Annotated in this window: 18 protein-coding genes and 2 pseudogenes; 8 read left to right on the forward strand and 12 right to left on the reverse strand. The window is 57.2% G+C overall.

Annotated features, from left to right (window positions below; all coding sequences use genetic code 11):
• Window positions 1–21: 21 nt before the first annotated feature.
• The 3 genes and pseudogenes from EBBID32_RS21400 to EBBID32_RS25405 form a co-directional block, all read left to right on the forward strand.
• Window positions 22–515, forward strand: a pseudogene (locus EBBID32_RS21400) (IS630 family transposase); the annotation flags it as partial.
• A gap of 88 nt (window positions 516–603) precedes the next feature.
• Window positions 604–1,355, forward strand: a protein-coding gene (locus EBBID32_RS23850; RefSeq protein ID WP_156022647.1) for an IS5 family transposase whose coding sequence is annotated in 2 segments (ribosomal slippage) — window positions 604–934 and window positions 934–1,355 — 753 coding nt in all. Because the reading frame shifts where the segments join, the coding sequence is not laid out codon by codon here.
• An 81-nt stretch (window positions 1,356–1,436) separates the two neighbouring features.
• Window positions 1,437–1,553 (forward strand): annotated as a pseudogene (locus tag EBBID32_RS25405) (IS200/IS605 family transposase); the annotation flags it as partial.
• Window positions 1,554–1,799: 246 nt separating this feature from the next.
• Here the strand turns inward: EBBID32_RS25405 and EBBID32_RS21415 are convergent.
• The 9 genes from EBBID32_RS21415 to EBBID32_RS21455 all read right to left on the reverse strand — a co-directional run bounded on the left by EBBID32_RS21415 (window position 1,800) and on the right by EBBID32_RS21455 (window position 11,863).
• The gene (locus EBBID32_RS21415) at window positions 1,800–2,879 is read right to left on the reverse strand and encodes an aromatic ring-hydroxylating dioxygenase subunit alpha (protein WP_051093402.1); all 1,080 of its coding nucleotides are present in this window, start codon (window positions 2,877–2,879) and stop codon (window positions 1,800–1,802) included.
• Between the two features lie 348 nt (window positions 2,880–3,227).
• Window positions 3,228–4,490 (reverse strand): MFS transporter, encoded by a 1,263-nt coding sequence (locus EBBID32_RS23860; protein WP_006967005.1) that lies wholly within the window; start codon window positions 4,488–4,490, stop codon window positions 3,228–3,230.
• 107 nt (window positions 4,491–4,597) lie between these two features.
• Window positions 4,598–5,410 carry a TauD/TfdA dioxygenase family protein gene (locus EBBID32_RS21425; protein ID WP_006967006.1) on the reverse strand — a complete coding sequence of 271 codons (813 nt, stop codon included), beginning with the start codon at window positions 5,408–5,410 and terminating at the stop codon, window positions 4,598–4,600.
• A gap of 45 nt (window positions 5,411–5,455) precedes the next feature.
• On the reverse strand, window positions 5,456–6,958 hold the full coding sequence (locus EBBID32_RS21430) for a fatty acyl-CoA synthetase (protein ID WP_006967007.1): 1,503 nt from the start codon (window positions 6,956–6,958) through the stop codon (window positions 5,456–5,458).
• 62 nt (window positions 6,959–7,020) lie between these two features.
• A complete protein-coding gene (locus EBBID32_RS21435) occupies window positions 7,021–7,560 on the reverse strand; it encodes a cupin domain-containing protein (protein WP_006967008.1) in 540 nt (179 codons plus the stop codon).
• Between the two features lie 256 nt (window positions 7,561–7,816).
• The gene (locus EBBID32_RS21440; RefSeq protein WP_006967009.1) at window positions 7,817–8,980 is read right to left on the reverse strand and encodes an acetyl-CoA C-acetyltransferase; all 1,164 of its coding nucleotides are present in this window, start codon (window positions 8,978–8,980) and stop codon (window positions 7,817–7,819) included.
• A 5-nt stretch (window positions 8,981–8,985) separates the two neighbouring features.
• Window positions 8,986–9,768, reverse strand: coding sequence for an enoyl-CoA hydratase/isomerase family protein (locus tag EBBID32_RS21445; protein ID WP_006967014.1), 783 nt, complete (start codon window positions 9,766–9,768; stop codon window positions 8,986–8,988).
• Between the two features lie 4 nt (window positions 9,769–9,772).
• The gene (locus tag EBBID32_RS21450; protein ID WP_006967015.1) at window positions 9,773–10,534 is read right to left on the reverse strand and encodes an SDR family NAD(P)-dependent oxidoreductase; all 762 of its coding nucleotides are present in this window, start codon (window positions 10,532–10,534) and stop codon (window positions 9,773–9,775) included.
• 627 nt (window positions 10,535–11,161) lie between these two features.
• The gene (locus tag EBBID32_RS21455) at window positions 11,162–11,863 is read right to left on the reverse strand and encodes a GntR family transcriptional regulator (protein ID WP_156022648.1); all 702 of its coding nucleotides are present in this window, start codon (window positions 11,861–11,863) and stop codon (window positions 11,162–11,164) included.
• Window positions 11,864–12,522: 659 nt separating this feature from the next.
• On the opposite strand from EBBID32_RS21455, the gene EBBID32_RS21460 reads away from it, so the two are divergent.
• Entirely contained in the window at window positions 12,523–13,683 is a 1,161-nt protein-coding gene (locus EBBID32_RS21460; protein ID WP_006967022.1) for an acyl-CoA dehydrogenase family protein, read from the forward strand.
• On the forward strand, window positions 13,683–14,801 hold the full coding sequence (locus EBBID32_RS21465) for a CaiB/BaiF CoA transferase family protein (protein WP_037492404.1): 1,119 nt from the start codon (window positions 13,683–13,685) through the stop codon (window positions 14,799–14,801). The genes EBBID32_RS21460 and EBBID32_RS21465 overlap by 1 nt, the downstream gene beginning before the upstream one ends.
• Window positions 14,802–15,047: 246 nt before the next feature.
• On the opposite strand, the gene EBBID32_RS23865 is transcribed toward EBBID32_RS21465, so the two are convergent.
• The 3 genes from EBBID32_RS23865 to EBBID32_RS21485 all read right to left on the reverse strand — a co-directional run bounded on the left by EBBID32_RS23865 (window position 15,048) and on the right by EBBID32_RS21485 (window position 17,686).
• Window positions 15,048–15,805 (reverse strand): IS5 family transposase gene (locus tag EBBID32_RS23865; protein ID WP_156022650.1). Its coding sequence is split into 2 segments (ribosomal slippage): window positions 15,048–15,472 and window positions 15,472–15,805, totalling 759 coding nucleotides; the frame shifts between segments, so codons are not numbered across the junction.
• 264 nt (window positions 15,806–16,069) lie between these two features.
• Window positions 16,070–16,249: a hypothetical protein gene (locus tag EBBID32_RS21480; protein ID WP_006967034.1), complete on the reverse strand. Its 180-nt coding sequence runs from the start codon at window positions 16,247–16,249 to the stop codon at window positions 16,070–16,072.
• 489 nt (window positions 16,250–16,738) lie between these two features.
• On the reverse strand, window positions 16,739–17,686 hold the full coding sequence (locus EBBID32_RS21485) for a LysR family transcriptional regulator (protein ID WP_051093404.1): 948 nt from the start codon (window positions 17,684–17,686) through the stop codon (window positions 16,739–16,741).
• A gap of 101 nt (window positions 17,687–17,787) precedes the next feature.
• On the opposite strand from EBBID32_RS21485, the gene EBBID32_RS21490 reads away from it, so the two are divergent.
• The 3 genes from EBBID32_RS21490 (at window position 17,788) to EBBID32_RS23320 (ending at window position 20,943) form a co-directional block, all read left to right on the forward strand.
• Complete coding sequence (locus EBBID32_RS21490; protein ID WP_006967039.1) at window positions 17,788–19,194, forward strand: MmgE/PrpD family protein; 1,407 nt, start codon at window positions 17,788–17,790, stop codon at window positions 19,192–19,194.
• Window positions 19,191–20,060 (forward strand): HpcH/HpaI aldolase/citrate lyase family protein, encoded by an 870-nt coding sequence (locus EBBID32_RS21495; protein WP_037492406.1) that lies wholly within the window; start codon window positions 19,191–19,193, stop codon window positions 20,058–20,060. Before EBBID32_RS21490 ends, EBBID32_RS21495 begins: the two co-directional genes overlap by 4 nt.
• A gap of 355 nt (window positions 20,061–20,415) precedes the next feature.
• Window positions 20,416–20,943, forward strand: coding sequence for a cupin domain-containing protein (locus tag EBBID32_RS23320; protein WP_196805718.1), 528 nt, complete (start codon window positions 20,416–20,418; stop codon window positions 20,941–20,943).
• The last annotated feature ends 317 nt before the right edge of the window (window positions 20,944–21,260 follow it).

Here is a 21,260-nt window from a genome sequence, read left to right on the forward strand (position 1 = left end):
CGGAAATCCTGACAGTCCCACGAAACATGGACCCCACCAACATGACCCGCAGCCACGGCCGCTGCCCGAAAGGCGAGCGGCTACGGATGGGCTTCCCGCACGGCTACCGCAAGACCACCACGCTCGTCGCCGGCCTGCGCATGACCGGCATGGTTGCCCCGATGGTGCTCGACGGCCCGATCAACGGCGACGGGTTCGAAGCCTACGTCACGCAGGTTCTCGTGCCGGAACTGCAGCCCGGCGACGTCGTCATCATGGATAACCTGTCGAGTCACAAGCGCGCATCGGTGCAGGCCCTCATCGAGAGCGCGGGCGCAACCCTTCGCTCCCTCCCGCCCTACAGCCCCGACTTCAACCCAATCGAAAAAGCCTTCGCTCGCCTCAAGGCCATGCTGCGAAAAGCTGGCGAGCGAACCGTCACAGGCCTCTGGGACGTCATCGGCAAGTTCGTCGATATCTTCAAACCCACCGAATGCGCCAACTACTTCAGTTCATGCGGGTACGAACCCGAATGAGCAGAAACCGCTTTAGTATGAGACACATCGATCCGCTTTAGGGATTGTGGGGATTCACAAAGAGGCTGGGCTGTGATTCACGGAGGGGATGGAACGCTATGTTTTGACCGACGCCCAGTGGGCGCAGATGGAACCGCATTGTTTGGGCAAGCCGACTGATCCTGGACGCAGCGGAAGGGATAATCGGCTGTTTTTGGAGGCGGTGTTGTGGATTGCGCGCACAGGCAGCCCATGGCGTGATCTTCCGGGGCAGTTCGGCAACTGGAGTACGGCGTTCCGCCGTTTCCGCGACTGGCGCAAAGCCGATGTTTTCAAACGGATTTTCGATGCGCTGTCGGGCGAACCCGATATGGAATATGCCATGATCGACGCCACGATTGTGAAGGTCCACCGCCATGGTCAAGGCGCAAAAGGGGGACTTCGAGCCAGGCCATAGGCCGTTCCAAAGGCGGGATGACCACCAAGATTCTCGCGCTGACCGATGCGCTGGGCAATTTGGTGCGCTTCCGCCTCATGCCCGGCAACCGCTACGACAGCATCGGCGTGCCGCCCTTGATCGATGGCATCGCCTTCGACGGCCTGATCGCCGACAAGGCATTTGACAGTAATGCTCTCGTTGCCGAACTTAACGAGCGCGGCGCCATGATCGTGATCTCGCAGCATCCGGGCCGCTCGCAGAAACTCAAGATCGACGCCGAACTCTACAAATGGCGCCACCTGATCGAAAACTTCTTCTGTAAGCTCAAGGAGTTCAAGCGCATCGCCATGCGCGCCTGCAAAACTGACAAAAGCTTCGAGGCCCTCATCTACCTCGCCGCCGCCGTCATCAATTCCCGATGAATCCCCACAATCCCTAGAGTCCTTTGATTGGGAGGAATCCCTCCGACTTCAGTCGGATACAGCCATCAGCCCCAGATTCGGTTCATCGAAACCCCGCCTCATATCCTTCGTCCGCCGGCCAAGGGCCGATCATCACGTAAAATCCAGCAGGAGTACGACCACATCCGCAAACGCTATTGGGGCACACGCTTCAGGCAACATTGCCGGGAACATCGGGCGTTGAAGCGAGAGGAAAATCGTTACAATCGGTTTACAGTATATCTGACAACGGCATAGGTCGGCCCAGTTCAAAAACCCAGCGTAGTTCTTATTAAGCAGGGGCCATATTAATAGGCTTCTTTGGATGCGAGCGGCACACCTACCACTACATAAATCAGGTAAGTTTGCTAAATGCCTGAGTTGCCCATTAACTCAAGGCAACGAAATAATTTTTACGTCAGGTCATTACGATGAGACTTGGGGGAGCTCACGTGCCATCTGTTCGGCGAGCATTCGTCGGAACCTTATAGCGCCTTCATCGGCTCGAACGCTGACATCAGGCGTGCTGGCTCCAAGTATGTTATATGCCTCCTGAATAGCCTCTGTGGCGTCTTTGTCGTCGAGGATCAGGTTCCAGAGTGCTTGGCCCTGCGCCTCAAGTGCTGCGCCCACAGGCTCCTCGCCATAATTGGCCCCCACGGCCATGAAATAATGACAACTCTGGTCCGTCTCAGGCGTGAAGGCCATCGGCGCAGAGCGCATTGCCGGTGCTTTTTCGGGATCATCAGGGAACTCGAAAAAATTCATAGCTACATTCAGCGACGGTACATAGGTCTTCGCAATGTTGGTGCGGATCACCCGTGTTCCGTCCGCGATTCCAAAGGTCTTGGCATAGCGATCGGTTAGCAGATCCTCCCACCGACGAGTCATCGTGATGACATTACCTTCCACGACGGTCTTTGCAGGGGTCGTGACGAGGGATCCGCTGTCGGCCAACCCCTCGTGGAGGAATGATACGTGGGAGACATCCAGCACATTCTCATGGATGAGTTGGAAGTTGCATGCGAAATCCATGCGCCAGAGGGCAACTTTCCAGAAATCATTGCCGTCTACGAAGGAAAAGTCGGCATGATTGGGAATGAGCGCCTCGTCCGCAAGTTCGGGGTCACCCATCCAAATCCATAGCCAGTTCCACCGCTGCACAAGCGGATAAGCCTGAACCCGCATCTGCTGCGGCGTCCCCTTTTGCGAAGGGATATGCCGACAATGGCCATCCGGTCCAAATTCGATGCCGTGATAGGGACACTGGATACGGTCTCCCCCGACACGCTTGCCCTTGGACAAAGGCATAGCCCGATGCGCGCAATAATCCGCCAATGCAATCGGAGCGCCAGCCTCGGTGCGATACAACATCACGCGCTCTCCCAGCAGAAAGCGCGCCATCGGAGCCTCTGTCACTTCATGCGCGAACGCTGCGACATACCAGTGGTTTCTGGGAGCAGGCACTGTGCCCGGAAGGGCTTTAGGCAGCTGATTGACTGACATCTTAAGATCCTCAAGCTAAATTTGTGCAAGCCATCCTTACGGCGACCAGTCGCTATATATGTCAGTATATAGTGATGGGCTCCCGAAACGCCTATCATGCGGTAGGGTACTTCCTGTAGCCCACAGCGTGATCTGTTTGTTGAACTGGCGATTCCTGCAAGTGCTAGACCCTGTGTAGGTATCGCCAGAGTAGCCCAATCCTCGGGGCCTCGGCCCAAAGAAGATGCTATGCTTGATGCCGATACGCTAAGTCGCATTGACCTAGGTTGATTTCGGCAAGCTGGCAGATGTGACGCGGCAAGCCAATGCGTGCGATCCGACGCAACGCAATAGGCAGACGGACGCGAGTCAAGCTCCGACAGTGCCATGGACCGTTTCCCTTTCCAATCGAGGATATCGGCCAAGTAACAGGATACTTAGCCCGCCCAGACCAAATAGGACGAAGGCAAACTGGAAGCTCACCGAGTAGGAGCCAGTCTGATCCGCAAGGTAGGCGAAGCTTACAGGGCCAAACCCTGCTCCAAAGGCGACACCGAAGTAGAGCAGGCCGTAAATGCGGCCATAGCTTTTCAAACCGAAATAGCGGGCCGTGAAATAAGCCAGAAGATCAAGTTCGGCGCCGGCAGCCGCCCCCACAAGAGCCGAAGCGACGATTGCCTCTCCATAGGTTGGATTGTCCATCAAGATCACGCAAGCGAGCATCGGAACAGTCAGGACGACTGCCGCTACACCCGGTCCCCAAAAGCGATCCAACAGCCAGCCTATACCAACTCGCGCGACGATCAACGAAACACCATAAGCGCTCTGTACAGAAGCCGCTTGGGTAGGAGTAAATCCCTGATCGGTGAGAACGGGAATGAGGTTTGGAACAATACCACTGATCGCCAGAAACATGAAGAGAATTGAGGACAGCAGCACCCAGAAACGATAGGATTTCATCGCTTCGCTCAACATTACGCCGGTCGCATTTGTCGATTCCAAGTTCGATGGCGAGTGCCGCGCAGTGCCCTTGCTCGGATGAAAGAAAAACAACGCCGATGCAAACGCAATCAGCGGCAGCAGGGACAAGGCCAGGAATCCCGCGCGCCATCCGTAATTGCCGACCACAAAGACCGCATATTGCGGCACTACAATCGCCGCCATCCCCGTGCCAGTTAGAGCCAAGGCTAGGGCAAGACCGCGATGCCTGAAGAAGCGTTCGGCAATCGCGCGGCTCCATGTAACTGGTGCACTCCCGGCCCCGAGAATAGCTATGACGACATAGGCTGCGTAAAAATTCCAGAGCGTTGGCCCTGTCGTGGCAGCGATCACATAGCCGATAGAAACCCCGAGCAAGCCAAAGAGCGCGATATTTCGCCCGCCATATCGATCTATTAGCAGCCCTATAAAAGGTGCGATGAGCCCCCCTAACCCCACACCGAAGGCAATTGCGCCCTGAACCTGCGCACGGCTCCAGCCAAACTCGCTACCTAGTGGATCAATGAAAGCCCCGATCGCGTAGGTGTTGAATCCAACCGAGCCAAAGCCAACGCCCAAAGCGCAAGCTAGAATCAGATGCCATCCGGCCCACAATTCGTGGTTATCACGCCGTTGCGGCGGGCTCTCGAGCATGTCCCTAGCTCCCCTCCCGACACCCCGCTTTTCTTGGTAGCAGCCAGCCTTTGCTCAATCGCGCATCGATAGGTCAGGCTTTGGAAGTGTCCGTTTCAAAACGAGGATCAGGCAGATCCCAACGCAATTGGTACCCGGCGCAACGCACGGCGTTCCGTCGGCGGGAAATCGTTGCGGGCGTGTTGCAGGTGGAGATTGTCCCAGATGATCAGATCGCCGCTTTTCCACTTGTGGGTGTAATCATCACCGATCGTGTCCAGGTAGGCGAACAAATCGTCCAGCAGTTGGTCGCTGTCCTCGCGGGGAAGACCGATGACTTCAGTAGTGAACAGCCGGCTGATATAGAGCAGCGGCGTGCCGCTTTCGGGATGGTGCCACACCAGCGGGTAAATAGCGGTATCAACCTTGTCGCTCAGCTTGGTCGGATCGGGACGCTGATCGCCGCGGTTTGCATTGTAGTCATAGACATGACGTGCAGAAAGGCCGTCGATCCGCTTCTTGAGGTCTTCCGGCATGGCCTGATAGGCTTTGGCTGCATTCAGGAATCGGGTCTCTCCGCCATGTTCCGGTGCTTCGATCGAATAAAGCGAAATGCCTTTCAACGGCTCGCGGAGAAACATGTGGTCCGAGTGATAGAATAGTTCACCGTTCGGCACACGGCCATCGGTATGAACGTTCGAAATATAGGTAAATTGCCGGCCGTCCTTCATGATCTCGTCCGTCGTCGAGATCGGACCGATCGCTTTCACCAGCGCCAGATGCTGGTCCTCGGTGACACCGGCGTTACGAAACAGGACAAGCTGGTGGTTCTCGAAAAGAAGTTTCGTCGCCTGCTTGACTTCATCAGTGATGTTGTTCGGATCGAAATCAATAACCTCAACACCAAATGAGGAAGAGAGCGGTCGTGCATGCATACCCATAATCAATCTCCTAATCTAAACGTAGAAAGAGTTTAGGTTCTTTTGTTATGAAAGTTGCAGACGCAGCTCGCGCTTGAGAATTTTACCCGACGGATTCTTTGGCAACGCCGTGACGAATTCGATCTGCTTTGGTCGCTTGAACGGTGCGAGATCGCTGCACATACTAAGAAGGTCTTCATTCGTCGCCGAGAAGCCATCCTTGAGAACCACCGCCGCGCAAACGCGCTCGATCCATTTGGTATCGGGAAGGCCGATGACGGAAACCTCGCTGATCGCGGGATGTCGGTACAATGCCTCCTCAACTTCACGCGACGAGACGTTTTCACCGCCGGAGTTGATCATATCCTTCTTCCGGTCGACGATCGTTATGTAACCTTCCGCGTCACAGGTCGCGAGGTCACCGCTGTGGAACCACCCGCCCTCGAACGCAGCCGCGGTAATCTCCGGCGCGCGGTAGTACCGCAAGAGTAGTTGCGGCGATCTATGGACGATCTCACCGACCTCCCCGGTAGCCACATCACGCATATCATTGTCGACTATGCGGGTTTCCACGAACAGCACAGGGCGACCCGCCGATGAGGGACGCTCATCATGCTCCTCGGGCGTCAGCGCGGTAGCAAGTGGGCCAATCTCCGTCTGACCATAGTAGTTCCACAGGCGCAGCCACGGCATCTGCCCGCGCATCCGGTGGATGACCTCGGTTGGCATAATCGAAGCGCCGTAATAACCCTTGGTGAGCATGGACATCCGTTCGGGTGCAAACATTTTGTGGCCCAGAATTCCGATCCACACCGTGGGCGGTGCGAAAAACGAAGTAACGCCATTCGCTTCGATCGCTTCGATCACCTCGCCGATGTCGACCCGATCGAGAATGATGTTCTCCGCGCCAAGAAACAGGAATGGAATGAGGAAGCAGTGCAACTGCGCGCAGTGGTACAGCGGCAGGGCGTGGAGCACGACATCGGTTGAACGATACTCGCCGACGGCGATGCAGCTCATATACTGATGGATCAATCCCTGATCCGAAAGAAGCGCTCCCTTGGGCGACGACTCCGTACCGCTGGTATACGCCAGTTGCGCAGGTCGCGTCATAACAGCGCGGCTGGTTTCGCCGGCAGGAATGCCGACGTCAGTTTCAATAGGAGATTCAAGAAGGCGGCAATTTACCTGGACGCTGATTGCGTCAGCGGCATCACGCGCCGTCTCCATGAACTCGGCATCGGCCAACAGCACGGTCGGCGCCGCGTGATCGAGGATATAGGCCACTTCATGGCTGCCAAGCATGAAGTTTACCGGGACATGGATAGCCCCCAAATACTGCGTAGCCAGAAAGCCAATAGCATAAGCATCGCTGTTACGACCCAAAAATGCCACGCGATCGCCTTCATGGACACCCTCACGGGCCAGATCCTTTGCAAAGGCGATCGCGGCGGCGACCAGCTGACGATAGGTCCAAATGCGCCCCGCAAAACGGATTGCCACAGCATCAGGGGTGCGACGTGCGCTACGCACGACTCCACCGAAAATGGCACTCGATTCTTGGGACATTGCGGCCTCCCAGCCGTGTGAAGTAACGTCTCGGACCTATCTGGCTATCAGCTGGTCCAGTCTTATGGCACCGGCAGGCCGTGCTTCTTACGCACTTCCATGATCCGCTCATATTCTTCCATGTAGCCGGGGCGCGCTTCCGAGCATTCCAGCTTGTAAGTGTCAACGCGAAGCGGATGGCCACCCCGCGAAGAGAGCGTCGCATACCACAAGGGTTCGTCGGAGTTGTTCCGCATCTGATGCGAGGCGTTCGGCGGCATGAAAGCGGCGTCGAACTTCTCGACGTTATAGTCCGCGAACTCGGTCCGGATCTGACCCTTGCCCTGATAGACAAGATACCAGCATTCGTAAGGACCTTCGTTGTGCGGGAGATGGCTATGGAAGCCTTCCGACTGGCCGGGCTGGAGGCACGAGATACAGAAGACGTTGAACCAGTCGGACACGTCGCTGACGTCGTAGAACCACCACGGGCGATGAGTCGCACCAATCTTGTTCTCGTGCCACTGCACCGGGAACGTGTCAGCGAAGCGGAATAGCTTGATTGTCGGACGCTCGCCATCAACCGGGCGTACGGAATGTTTGGGATCAACCAACTCAGGCAATGAACCTCTCCTTCAAAATGCGGGTCTATGGATTACATGTAATATGTGATTAGTCAATGGCTCATTGGCGATCTTGAGGCGTTTCAGCTAGTCGATGGACCGATATGTCGAGTATATTTGCGCCCGTAGCCCGAGCCCCGCTCCTACCCTTCGCCGCCAATGGCCAATCCTCTTGTTCAATTGGTCCTTTCATACTTTTTGGCCTTAACGTTCTATCCGCTGTTCTGAGCCAAGCGGCGCTTAGACACTCACGCGCTCAAAGCGCTTCGACGATGGTGGCGTTGGCGACGCCGCCACCTTCGCACATGGTCTGCAGGCCATATTTTTGGCCACTGGCGTGCAGCGCGTGGATCAGGGTGGCCATGAGCTTGGTGCCCGACGCGCCGAGCGGGTGGCCAAGCGCGATGGCACCGCCGTTGACGTTGAGCCTGGCGGGATCAGCGCCCAATGCCTTAAGCCACGCCATCGGGATCGAGGCAAAAGCTTCGTTGACCTCGAACAGATCGATATCCCCCAGCTTCATGCCAGCCCGCTCGAGCGCCCTGCGCGTCGCCGGGATCGGCTCTTCCAGCATGACAACCGGATCACCGGCCGTGATCGTGAGATTGACGATGCGAGCGAGCGGCTTCAGGTTGAAGCGCTTGACGGCCGCTTCGCTCGCCACCAGTGCGCCGGATGCGCCATCCGTCATTTGGCTGGCATTGGCGGCGGTGATGGAACCCCCTTCCTCCAGTGCCTTGATCTCGGCCATCGCCTCGATCGTGCCACCGCGCCGCACGCCGTCATCTGTGCCGAAGACCCCATTGGGTGTCGCAACGGGGACGATCTCCCGCTTGAAAGCGCCGCTGTCGATCGCCGCCGCGGCCTTGGCATGGCTGGCAAGCGCATATTCGTCCATCCGCTCGCGGCTGAACCCATATTTGTCGGCGATCACCTGCGCGCCATGGAACTGGCTGAACTCCGTGACGCCATAGCGGTCCTGGATAGATTGCGGCCACGGACCGATACCCAGGCCAGCCTGACGGTGCAGCAACCAGTTCGATCCCATCGGGACACGGGTCATGCTCTCGGCGCCCGCGGCGATGACGATATCCTGCGTACCCGACATCACAGCCTGCGCCGCGAAGTGCAGCGCCTGTTGCGAGGAGCCGCACTGACGGTCGATCGTCACGGCCGGTACGCTGTCGGGCAGCTTCGAGGCGAGCACGAGGTTTCGGCCGAACGCGAAGGACTGTTCCCCTCCTTGCGTCACACAGCCGACGATCACGTCTTCGACGGCCGCCGGATCCACGCCCGTGCGATCGACGAGCGCATTGAGCACGGCCGCTCCAAGATCAGCGGGATGCACATCGATCAGGCCGCCCTTGCGCGCACGGCCGCCGGCGGTGCGTAAGACTTCGACTATATAGGCATCGGCCATGAGGATCAGTCTCCGGTAAAATTGGGGGTCCGCTTGGCGAAGAAGGCAGCGAGCCCCTCTTTCGCCTCGGCAGTGGCGGCAATGGACATCGACCGGAGTTCACGGTCGAGCTGCGTCTCGAAGCTGCTTTCGTAGCTTTCCTTGATCAGCGCGCGGACAGCGCCAAGCGCCGCCACCGGCGCGCCGACGAGCTTCTTCGCCATCACCTCGCCCTCGGCGGCAAGCGCCTGGTCGTCGACGGCGCGGGTGAGGAGGCCGATCCTTTCGGCCTCCTCCGCTCCGATCCGGCGATTGGTGAGGACGATCTCCTGGGCAGCGCGCAAACCGACCAGACGCGGCAGCAGCCAGCTCAAGCCGCCGTCCGCGGTAAGGCCGATCGCTCCATAGGCGGCCGTATAATGTGCTGACCAGCCGGCGAGGACGATGTCGCCGAGCATCGCGAGGCTGAAGCCGGCTCCTGCAGCCGGACCGTTGACCAGCACCAAAAGGGGTTTCGGCATCCTCGCGAGGCGGCTCACTGCAGCATGAAGCGTCGCGATCAACTCGGCAAGCAAGGCGGGGAGCGCGTCGCCTGCCGCCTTCATGGCCCCGACGTCCCCGCCCGCGCAGAAGAGGCGCCCCTGCCCTGTCAGCACCACGCAGCGGATCGCACCATCCGTTTCGCACGCGATCGCCGCCGATAATAGCGCGCGGGCCAGCGCGAGATCAATGGCATTGCCCTTCTCCGGCCGCGCCAGCGTGATCCGCGCAATGCCGCCCTGGACAATGAACTCGATGCCATCCGCCATGGGCTTAGCGCGGCGCCATCCGTATCGCGCCGTCAAGACGGATGACCTCGCCGTTCAGCATCGGATTGACGAGGATCGAATGAACCAATTGCGCATATTCCTCCGCCCGGCCGAGCCTGGAGGGATGTGGAACCTGCGTGCCGAGCGAGTCCTGCGCAGCCTGCGGGAGCCCCATCAGCATGGGCGTCAGGAAAACACCCGGCGCGATGGTCATGACGCGAACGCGATGCTGCGCGAGATCCCTCGCGGCAGAAAGGGTCAGAGCGACGACGCCACCCTTTGACGAAGCGTAGGCGGCTTGGCCGATTTGCCCGTCATAGGCGGCAACCGAAGCGGTGTTGACGACAACGCCCGCTTCTTCGCCCTCGACATTGGCTGCGATCAGACGGGCGGCAAATTGCGCCAGCATATTGAAGGTGCCGATCAGGTTGACCTCAATCGCCTTGCGATAGGCATCGAGCGAATGCGGCCTGCCCTCCTTGTTCACGATCCGGATCGTCGGCGCGACGCCCGCGCAATTAGCGAGCACGCGCGCGACCCCGTGCGTGGCCTCCGCCGCGGCGAGTGCATCTGCAACGGCCACCTCATCCGACACATCGACCTTCAGGAACTGGCCGCCAATCTCCCGAGCCGTGGCCGATCCAACCTCTTCATTGAGATCAAAGATGGTTACCATGGCGCCTTTGCGGGCCAGCAGGCGGGCCGTCTCGCCGCCAAGACCCGACGCTCCGCCCGTAACAACGGCTGCGATTCCGTCAGTCTTCACTCTTAGGGTCTCCATGCTTCAATGAACCGCTAAAGGGTCATTGAAGCATGCCGGCGACGAAGTGCTTGAAAACCTGTCACTAGATAGGGCAGCAACCTAACGCCACCCTCGGCGAGTCCCAGCGCAACGAAGTAATTTTTGCCTAAGCGCTCACACTTCGGATCGCCTCATTTCGAGTGCTCAACGCCCTCCAATATCTCCTGCCCGCTGTGACGGCACAACTTCACTAACATGCTGTACACCCATTCAGATTCCTCGACAGACACGTAGAGAACAAACCACGATTGTGCTTGTAGCCCAACTGAATTTGCAAGGAGGAGGTCTGAACCAAACGTAGCACACCCCGCCTCAAGAAAGTCCGATTACAATCGTTCCGAAAGGCAATAATCCGCATTACAACGATGGCTTTCAGCCCTTCACGACCACCTGGCTTAAGGGCCAAGCCCATCGCCACGCCGACGGATCCAACCCTTGCGTTGAACGCCGAGGGTGGGGCCCATCCCCGGAGATTTCCCACAATGATTCGCCCCAATGAACCCCTTCCATTCTAAGTAGATCGAACTCGCTTTCAGCGAACCATTGCCCGACTTAATAGAAAGCCCATCACGCAGAAATCGAGCAATCCGATCAACAGCATAAGTCGTCGATGCGGCCATTCGCCGCAGAAGCAAGCAGAGTTACCGACACTTGAATGTGGCGCTCCATACAAGACTTCGCTTTTTGGACATCCCCCGCGATGAACGCGGCCACGATGGCCTCATGATGCTGGAGCACAAGATCACGCGAGTTCTTGTCCCGATAGAATGAATCGCTAAACGACTGCGGAAGGTCGAGAGCGTCCAAAAAACGGGCAAGCGTCAGGCTTCCGGCGCCACGCCAGATTGCTCGATGAAACGCACGGTTAAGTTCGGCGATCTTGCGAGCTCGAGGCGCAGTAACACTCTGAAAAGATTGAGATTCCTTTTTAACCAACCTGCAATTCTCTTGAAGGAACGCGATTAGTTCAGAATCCTGGCGCTCACACGCCAATTCTGCCGCATAGCCTTCGAGCAGACTGCGTATGCGGAACCGGTGCTGGATTTCCTGCCAAGCCTGAGGTTCGACCATCGCACCGCGGTTAGTTTGGATTTGTATCAACCCCTCGGTTTCGAGCGCCTTCAAGGCCTCGCGGATAGGCGTCCTGCTGATCCCAAACTTTTCCGCCACGCGCTCGATGTTAATCTTCTCGCCGGCCTTGAGTTCGCCTTCAAGGATCGCAGCGCGAAGCTTGTCTCGCGCTCGATCGGCGAGTGACGGCCCCCTCAATTCATCCTTAGAATTCGTTGCCACGCTGTCACCTGACCTATGAACTTTTGCGCCGCAACGAAGTTTCGCCGAGACTAGGTCATTGGTAGTCAGAAAGGTGAGACAGCGCAAATCGCATAATCCAGCGTCCTGCGCTCCCGCGATCGGAAAGGCCCTCGCATTTATCAAAAATATTTTTCGTACCAGGGTTGGCGCGCGAGCACCGCGCTCGCACTTCTTAATGTTCCAAAGCCATCTTCCCCAGGATCAAGGCCTCGTCAGCAAGCTTGGCCATGCAACTATCAGGACATGATCTCGCAATCACACGCCAAGCGCATGATCGAAAAGTGGAGCCACAGTGGATTCCGCAAGTTTCGTAACAAGACGATGCTCGGATCCGCTGCAATGCTGGGCTTCCTGCTCGACCGCAGGATCTCGTCTGTGAATCGCGACACAACGACCGATCTAGAGCGAAGTTGGTGAGGCGGCTTACAGCGTCGCACAATACCACTGGCGCCACCCAACGTCACCGCGTCATGTACTCCCGATCGTTGGCACATAAATGGCGACTCTCACCGCAAACACTCGCCCTACCCCATTTTTATGGTATGATTTCTTGCTATACCTCGGATACTTTATTGTCTTTGAATTATGGTAGATTGGCAGTTTAAACGGGGGTCAGTGATCAAAGGGGACTCCCGAGCATGGAATTGCACGCCGATGATTATCAAGAAATCAGAGATGCGGTCCGGCGACTTTGCGAACAGTTTCCGGGATCCTACTGGCAAGCCCTCGATCGCGAGCGAGCTTATCCAAAAGAATTCGTACGGGCGCTAACTGGGGCCGGGTTCCTGTCCGTACTCATTCCCGAGGCTTATGGCGGATCCGGACTCGGATTATGTGCCGCAACCGCTATTCTTGAGGAAATCCATCGGGCAGGCTGCAACGGAGGAGCCTGCCATGCGCAGATGTACACGATGGGTACGGTTCTGAAACACGGAAGCGACGAGCAGAAACAAAGGTATCTGCCACTCATAGCAAGTGGCGATTTGCGACTTCAAGCATTCGGCGTGACCGAACCAACCGCTGGGACAGATACAACGCGTATTACGACCTTTGCGCGACGCGAAGGCGATAAATATATCGTCAATGGTCAGAAGATATGGATCAGCCGAGCGGAGCACTCCGATCTGATGGTCCTCCTGGTACGGACGAAAGCGCGCGAAGACGTAGCACGGTCCACCGAAGGCATGAGCGTTCTTCTCGTCGATATGCGTCAAGCTATCGGAAATGGCCTTACAATCCGTCCCATTAGGACCATGCTTAACCATGCCACAACTGAACTATTCTTCGACAATCTGGAGGTTCCAGCCGAAAATCTCATCGGCACGGATGGTGAGGGCTTTCGCTACATTCTCTCCGGAATGAATGCGGAGCGTATCTTGATCGCTTCGGAATGCATCGGCGACAGCCGTTTCTTCATCGACAAAGCAACTTCCTATGCCAAGGATCGATCGGTCTTCGGGCGAGCGATAGGCGCTAACCAGGGTGTGCAGTTTCCAATCGCACGCGCCCATGTACAAGTTACCGCAGCGGCGGAAATGGTCGCGAAAGCTGCTCGAATGTTCGACCAGGGCAAGCCCTGCGGCACCGAGGCCAACATGGCAAAGATGCTCGCATCCGAGGCGAGTTGGTATGCCGCCGATATGTGCGTCCAGACGCACGGTGGCTTCGGATTCGCAGAGGAATATGACGTTGAGCGCAAATTCCGGGAAACCCGACTTTACCAGGTCGCCCCGATTTCGACAAATCTGATTCTAAGCCACGTGGCAACCCATGCCCTTGGTCTTCCGAAGAGTTTCTGATGATGACTCCTCTTCATGGCATAACGGTGGTGGCGCTTGAGCAGGCAGTGGCTGCACCTCTTTGCACTATGCGGCTCGCCGAGGCAGGGGCACGAGTGATCAAGATCGAACGCGCGGAAGGTGACTTCGCGCGAGGTTACGACAAGGTTGTACATGGAGAAAGCGCATATTTCGTCTGGCTGAATCGAGGAAAACAATCGATTGTGCTCGACCTGAAAAATCGGGAAGACGCTGCTCTGCTTGCCCGCGTCATTGCCGCCAGTGACGTCTTCATCCAGAATCTTGCTCCCGGCGCCGCAGCGCGCGCTGGCCTCGCGTCAGCAGAGCTGAGAGCTGCCAACCCGCGCCTCATCACGTGCGACATATCAGGCTACGGCGACGATGGGCCATATCATGACATGAAGGCCTATGATTTGCTGGTGCAATGCGAGAGCGGTCTCGCATCGATTACTGGTGCGGCCGCAGCGCCAGGGCGCGTAGGCGTTTCCGTAGCAGACATATGCTGCGGAATGAACGCTCACGCCGCTATTCTTGAAGCACTCTTTGTAAGAGAGCGAACCGGCAACGGCAACGGGATCGCGGTTTCACTTTTTGATGGTCTGGCCGATTGGATGGCCGTTCCGCTACTTCACTATGATTATGCCGGTAAGGCGCCATCTCGGGTGGGGCTCGCTCATCCATCGATTGCTCCTTATGGCGAGTTTCCCCTAGCCGGTGGTCAGAGCATCGTTATCGCGGTACAAAATGAGCGCGAATGGCGCGCTCTTTGTGGCGCGCTAAATTGCGAAACGATCATGGACGATTCGCGCTTCTGCAGCAACGTGCAGCGCGTGGCCAATCGTGAACTCCTCGACCGTGAGATCGGTGTTGCGCTCGCGAATCTCGACGTAGCGAAGATCGGCAGTACCCTCAAAGCCGCCGGCATCGCCTTCGGTTTTGTCAATGAAGTCAGTGGACTATCCAGCCATCCGCAACTCCGCCGCATCAGCGTTCCGACACCGAGCGGTCCGGTCGACATGCCGACACTGCCTGTCCGGTGGACAGACCGTTCCCCTTTCCCCGGTCCGGTGCCAGCATTGAACAGCCATGGTCGTGAGATCAGAAATGAGTTCGCATGATCTGCGGGTTGGTTTGTACATCCGACGAAATCTCGGTGCCTCCATCAACTTCTCCAAATCGATCACAACGTGATCCCGTGGGCAGGCGCTAGGAATGCCATCACGGATTTGTCAGAGCTTCCACGTACCCCTTCGACCGAGGATGATGTGGGCGCTCAGCAACGCTGTTTTCTCCGTGTGAGCTCGCCGGAACGATGCTAAGTACGTCTTCTGCCGACAATGCCACCTAGGGTCAGGACTCGTTGATCAGAGCCAGAAGATGACGGTGGCTGCGAGTGCGATGGCGGAGAAGAACACCTGCGGGCACCGGTCGTAACGTGTGGCGACACGACGCCAGTCCTTGAGGCGGCCGAACATGATCTCGATGCGGTTGCGACGTTTGTACCGGCGCTTGTCGTACTTGACGGGTTGAAGTCGGGATTTTCGGCCAGGAATGCAGGGCTTGATACCCTTCGCCTGCAAAGCCTCCCTGAACCAGTCGGCGTCATAGCCGCGATCCCCCAGCAGCCATTTCGCTTTGGGCAGATCGTCCAGAAGAGCCGCAGCTCCGGTGTAGTCGCTGATCTGCCCGGCGGTCATGAAGAAGCTGAGCGGGCGGCCGTTGGCGTCGGTGATGGCGTGAAGCTTGGTGTTCATGCCGCCCTTGGTGCGGCCGATCAGGCGCCCGAGATCCCCTTTTTAACCCGCAGGCTCGAAGCCGTGCGGTGCGCCTTCAAATAGGTCGCATCGATCATGACCGTCGCTGGTTCGGCGCCTTCAGCAGCCAGCCCTTCCATCATGCGAAGGAACACGCCCATATCACCCCATCGCTTCCACCGGTTGTACAGTGTTTTGTGGGGGCCATACTCCTTGGGCGCATCCCGCCAGCGCAACCCGTTGCGGTTCACGAATACAATGCCGCTCAACACCCGCCGATCGTCAACGCGCGGCTTGCCGTGGCTCTTGGGAAAGTAGGGGCGCAGACGATCCATCTGCTCCTCGGTCAGCCAGTACAGGTCGCTCATGCTCAGTCTCCTCACGGAGCCTGAATCAGATCGCGCCTCTCATATCAATGGGTCCTGACCCTAGTCTGTCACCGGATATCCCTCACCGCCGCTCCCACGGAGACCTTCGCCGACAATTCGGCTAGGAGGGTTGGGCGAACGAGACTGTGCGCTGCGCCTCGAACTGCAGCCGCCGCTAGCGGAGTGCTCCACGCCTGTCTCATTGAACAAGCATCGACCGATTTGTGCGCGTGCACGCCGCCCAAGGTAGTGCGCTGGTGTACTTCATGGCGAGTTCTGCGCGGCCGATGGCGCTGAGATGGTCGCGAGTCGGGCATAGGTTTCCTGAACAACGTCATCCATCGTCAGATCTTCAGGCACGCGCTTCCTCAGCCAGCGACGAAGAGCCGTTTCATGCGGCAGTATTTCACGGGCGAGCCAGAGCGCGAAATCGGCTTCGATCATTTTGCCCCCCTCCTCATCAGGCTTCCCGTTGAAATCGAGCGCCCCTTAGAGACACGCCTGACTTGCGATGCAGGCCTGTTGCCGCTTTGGTAGACACTGGGATAAAATGCTTTCACCTATCGGAGGATAGTGGAGAATGACGTTTGGCCGTGAAAGTAGGGCTTGAAGCAGTAAGCTGTCTGTGAGCGTGGTAGAAAGTTGCTGTTGAGCAAGCGCTGCTGCTCAGGTTGAGAAATGCCGCGACTTCTGTGGACGGATGCCTTGCAACCGCTGCCACAGCGGTCTTCGCCAACGTTTTCTGCCAAAGAAATGCATTAAATCCGTTTCGAAAGACGGCGCGCCTGGAACTCGAGCAACAGCCCATGGCCCTTCGAATGCCTCGACAGTTCGCCCCCAAAATCTCTTTCCGTTATGGCCGCTCTTCTCAGAGTCAGGAAGCGAAGCCGGGATTTCGTGACCGATCAAGTTAGGTGGATATTCGCGACTAGATCACTCGAGCGAATTTTTTTCGAAGAGAATTTGCGCCGACCACCGGCCACTGTTTACCAACTCAGAAATCTCACGTCGAATAATCTTAGTCAGCGTTTGCGCTGTGCGTGACGTGGCTCCCGGGTGAGTAGCAAGAACCAATTGTCGGCGCACTATTGGATTAACTATAGGCGCCCAACATAAGCGTCCAGCTTCTACCTCCCTCGCCACTGCAGAGTAAGGCATCATCGAATATCCCAGGTCTGATTCAACAAGCTCTTTCATCAACACAAACGAGTCCGCTTGGAATCTAACATCAAGTCTCATCTTTGCTTTCGCCGCAGCATTGTCGGCAACGACTCTTAGGCCATGCGGTCTGCTGGGTAAGATCAGTGGAAGTTTTGTAAGCTCCCTGAATTCAATACTCTTAGCGGCGGAAAGGTGACTTTCAGCAGACCCGACCAAGCAGATATCCTCAACCAAAAGCTCTTCCGTTTTCAGTTGGAGGTCCGCAGCCGGCCCATAAAGAATGGCGACGTCGATTTCGCCACGTTGAAGCCAGTCGACAAGGTGCGCCGCATAGCCCTCTACGACACGTAGGGACACATTTGGCGCCTGGCTCACTACGCGCTTCGCAAGAGAACCAGCCAATACGAGGCTCACGGTCGGCGGCACGCCAATTGCGATGTTTCCAGCCACCTCACTGGAAAGAGAACGAATGTCCTCGATCACCATATCGATCTGCCGCAACGGCCCCACAAGCCTTGAACGCAGTTCCTCACCAGCAGGTGTCAACGACATGCCCCGCCGATGGCGCGCGAACAACGCCACCCCAAGCTCCGCCTCCAGCAAGCGCATTTGTCGGCTGAGCGCCGGCTGAGCGACCCGCATTCTGTCTGCCGCCCGGCTCAGAGAACCCAGATCGGCAATCCACATGAAACTTGCCAACCGCTTGAAGTCCACATCCATAAGATATAACTTTCTGGTATATCACAGGTCTGATTCTGTTGGTTTAATATACAAGAGCACCAGATATGAAAAGCGGAGCAACACATGGAAGTGCTTCACTCATGTCCGTAACCACCACACTTTCGCGCTTCTGCGCAACGCTAAGTACCGACGCACTGCCTATCGATGTAGTCCCCCGTGTCCGCGCCTTGGTTCTCGACCTCATGGGCTGCACTATCCGCGCCAACGCAGATGCACCGGCGGCAGCGACATTGAAGGCGGGAGCCATTGCATTAGGCATGCAAGGCGGAGGTGCGCAAGTCTTCGGAGACCATCGCAAATGGAGCCCGGTCGGCGCAACATTTCTGAACGCAGCTCTCGGCCATGCGCTTGACTTCGATGACACCCACGCTCCGAGCACTTTGCATCCCGGCGCCCCAGTGATTCCGGCAGCGTTCGCCGCCGCTGCCATGGCAGGCGCTTCCGGGGCCGATCTCATCGCAGGAATCGTCGCCGGATATGAGACGACCTGCCGGATTGGCCTAGCTCTACCAGCCGGTGATCACTACGCACGCGGCTTTCACCCAACGGCCACATGTGGCGTTTTCGGTGCAGCTGCCGCAGCGGGCCGGATTCTTCGTCTCGATGCCGATCAGATCGAAAGCGCGCTTGGAATTGCGCTAAGCCAAAGTGCTGGCAGCCTCCAATTTCTCGCCGATGGAGCATGGACTAAACCGTTCCAGGTGGGATGGGCCTCACAATCGGGGCTTTCCGCCGCGCTCATGGCGCGCGAAGGCTACCGAGGTCCGAGGGCAGCTCTGGAGGGAAGACACGGGTTCTTGCAAGGCTATGCACCCTCCCCGCAGCCCGAGCGCGTCTGTCAGGATCTCGGACTTGTTTTTGAGACGATGGCCACGGGCATCAAGCCATATCCTTCATGCAGATATGGCCACGCGGGAATCGACGCGACACTCGCTTTGCGAACACAATCCGGCTTCGATACGTCTAAAATCGATCGCGTCACCTACGGACTATCACGCGCCGGGCTCCTGCTAGTTGGAGCACCTCTCGAAGCCAAACAGAATCCAACCAATCTCGTTGGCGCTCAGTTCAGCGCTCCATTTGTGCTCTCGATGGCGTTGATCTCGGGAGAGATGACCTGGGACAGTTACAAAAGGCTCGACGATCCTGCGGTACGGGCACTCATGGCAAAGGTTGACTGCGTTCATGACCCCGATATCGAGGCGGAATTTCCAGTGAACATGGCAGGCAAAATCACTATCGAGGCTGACGGAGAACGTCACACCAAGACTGTAATAATTCCCCTCGGTGAACCGGCAAACTTCTTGTCCGACGACGCGATCTTTACGAAGTTCGAGGGTTTGGCGCGGCCGGTGATCGGAGAACAGCTTCATGGCATTGCCGAGGCTGTCAGTCAGCTCGACAAATTGCCGAACGTGCAGGCCTGGCTGGAGAAAAGTGACGGCCTTCGACCGCAGAACGAAGCACCACAGCGGATTTCCTCATGAAACCGCGGTCCCTCCTCTTTGTCCCGGGTGATCGGCCCGAACGGATGGAAAAGGCAGTGAAGGCGGGCGCCGATGCCGTGATCCTTGACCTTGAAGATTCCGTAGCTCCGGCGATCAAGGGATATGCCCGGCAGTCGGTCGCGGACTTCCTCAATCGCGGCATCGCTAACGAGATCGATGTCATCGTGCGCATCAACGCGCTCGATACCAATGACTGCAGGCAAGATATCGATATCATCCGCGGAAACCGGATCGCCGCCATCATGTTACCGAAGTCCGAAGGGGCAACATCGGTGGTTGAACTCTTGCAGATGTTGGAAGTCGATATTCCAATTCTGCCGATTGCCGCGGAAACGCCGTCGTCGCTCTTTTCCCTGGGTAGCTACGCGAATATCACCAAACATCTTTTGGGTATCACATGGGGCGCTGAGGATTTGGCCGCGGCGCTAGGGTCAGCATCTAGTCGTGCAAGTGACGGCCGGCTACTTTCTCCGCTAGAGACCGCACGCAATCTGACGCTCTTTGCGGCTCGGGCTGCGGAAACGGCAGCCATAGAAACCGTTTATGCGAATGTGCCTGACCTCGATGGCCTGGCGGTAACGGCATTGCGTGCTGCAAGTGAGGGTTTCGCTGGGATGATGGCAATCCATCCTTCGCAAGTTCCGATTATCAACACAGTATTTTCACCAACCGACGCCCAAGTGTCCGACGCTGAGGAAATTATAGCGCTATTCGACAATAATCCGGGATCAGGCGTCGTGGTGCGGAACGGCCGGATGCTCGACGGCCCTCACCTGAAACAAGCGCAGGAAATTATCGCACGAGCACGGAAGCTTCGTAACCGCACGAATCAATTTCCGCGGTAAGCGATTATCGGATGGGCTACGCAGGTTCTGTTCAAACTTCACACTCGCAGGCATCGTCCGCGTTAACCGTCGCACGTTATCCTTCCATTGTGACAATGCGCCCTTCCGCAGGCAGCGTATGCACCCTGGTCGACCCGCAAATCCGTTCGGTGATCTAGCCCCCAAATCGCGTTTAAAAGGGTCCAGAGCCCAGAGGACCGTTCACTTGACAGCACCACTCGAGCCCATAAGCTATAATATATGGATATAGCAGAAGCGCGGTTTTGGAGTGCCGAGATATCGACATTTTCGATATGGCCGGTGCTGCTTACAAGAAATTCCATTCGCAATGATACATGAGAGGCTCGCTATGCGCATGAGAAGGATTGTCACAGGGCAGACATCCGATGACAAACACATCTACACCCATGTGGAGGAAATCGCTCCCTTCGAGATGGGCGGAGGGGCACAGTGGTACCCGGTGTGGGGCTGGGAACAAATGCCAAGTCTGCCATTTTGCCCCGAAGGACCATATCAGCCCGACAGCGTTTTCCCTCGGACCGGCGGAATGCGGATCAACACAGTCACCTTTCCAGCGGGCTTCGGCGCCAAAGGTGCTCTGTCGTCAATTCCCAAAGACCCAGAATACGCTAAACTAGCGAGTGCCGTGGTTAGTGGTGGCGAGCATAATCTCGACACAGGCATGCACTCGACTGACTCAATTGATCTCGGCTTTGTGTTTGCCGGCGAAATGACGCTAATTCAGGGTGACGGTACCGAGCAAACTCTGAAGCCGGGCGATGTCCTGGTCCAGAATGGGGCAATGCACGCCTGGAAGAACCGAGGGACAGAGCCATGCATCATCTGTTTCGTGGTGCTGGGCACGCCGCGTGCCGCCTCTTAATCCTAAGGCGATCATAGAGGTTGCAAACTCGCGGAGCAGCTGAGAGACGGTTTTCTATCCTCGCAAATTGTCGCCATCCCGGACCAAGCCCGGGATGGCGATGGAGGACGGGGTCCGCTTCTGGCCCCAGGCCCGCCCGTCGATCACGGTTCACAAACTCTGTGACCAATATCTGGACGGGTGTGAAGCTGCGCTATTCCGCAATTTATTTAAAACAAAGGAAACAAACGAGCCGCATGGCGAACAACTTGAACGGCAATCCCAAGGAGTTAATGGTGAAAGGGGAGATGCCCACACGGTCCTAACAGGCTATGTCG

The organism is Sphingobium indicum BiD32, assembly GCF_000382885.1.
GTDB classification, from domain to species: Bacteria; Pseudomonadota; Alphaproteobacteria; order Sphingomonadales; family Sphingomonadaceae; genus Sphingobium; species Sphingobium japonicum_C.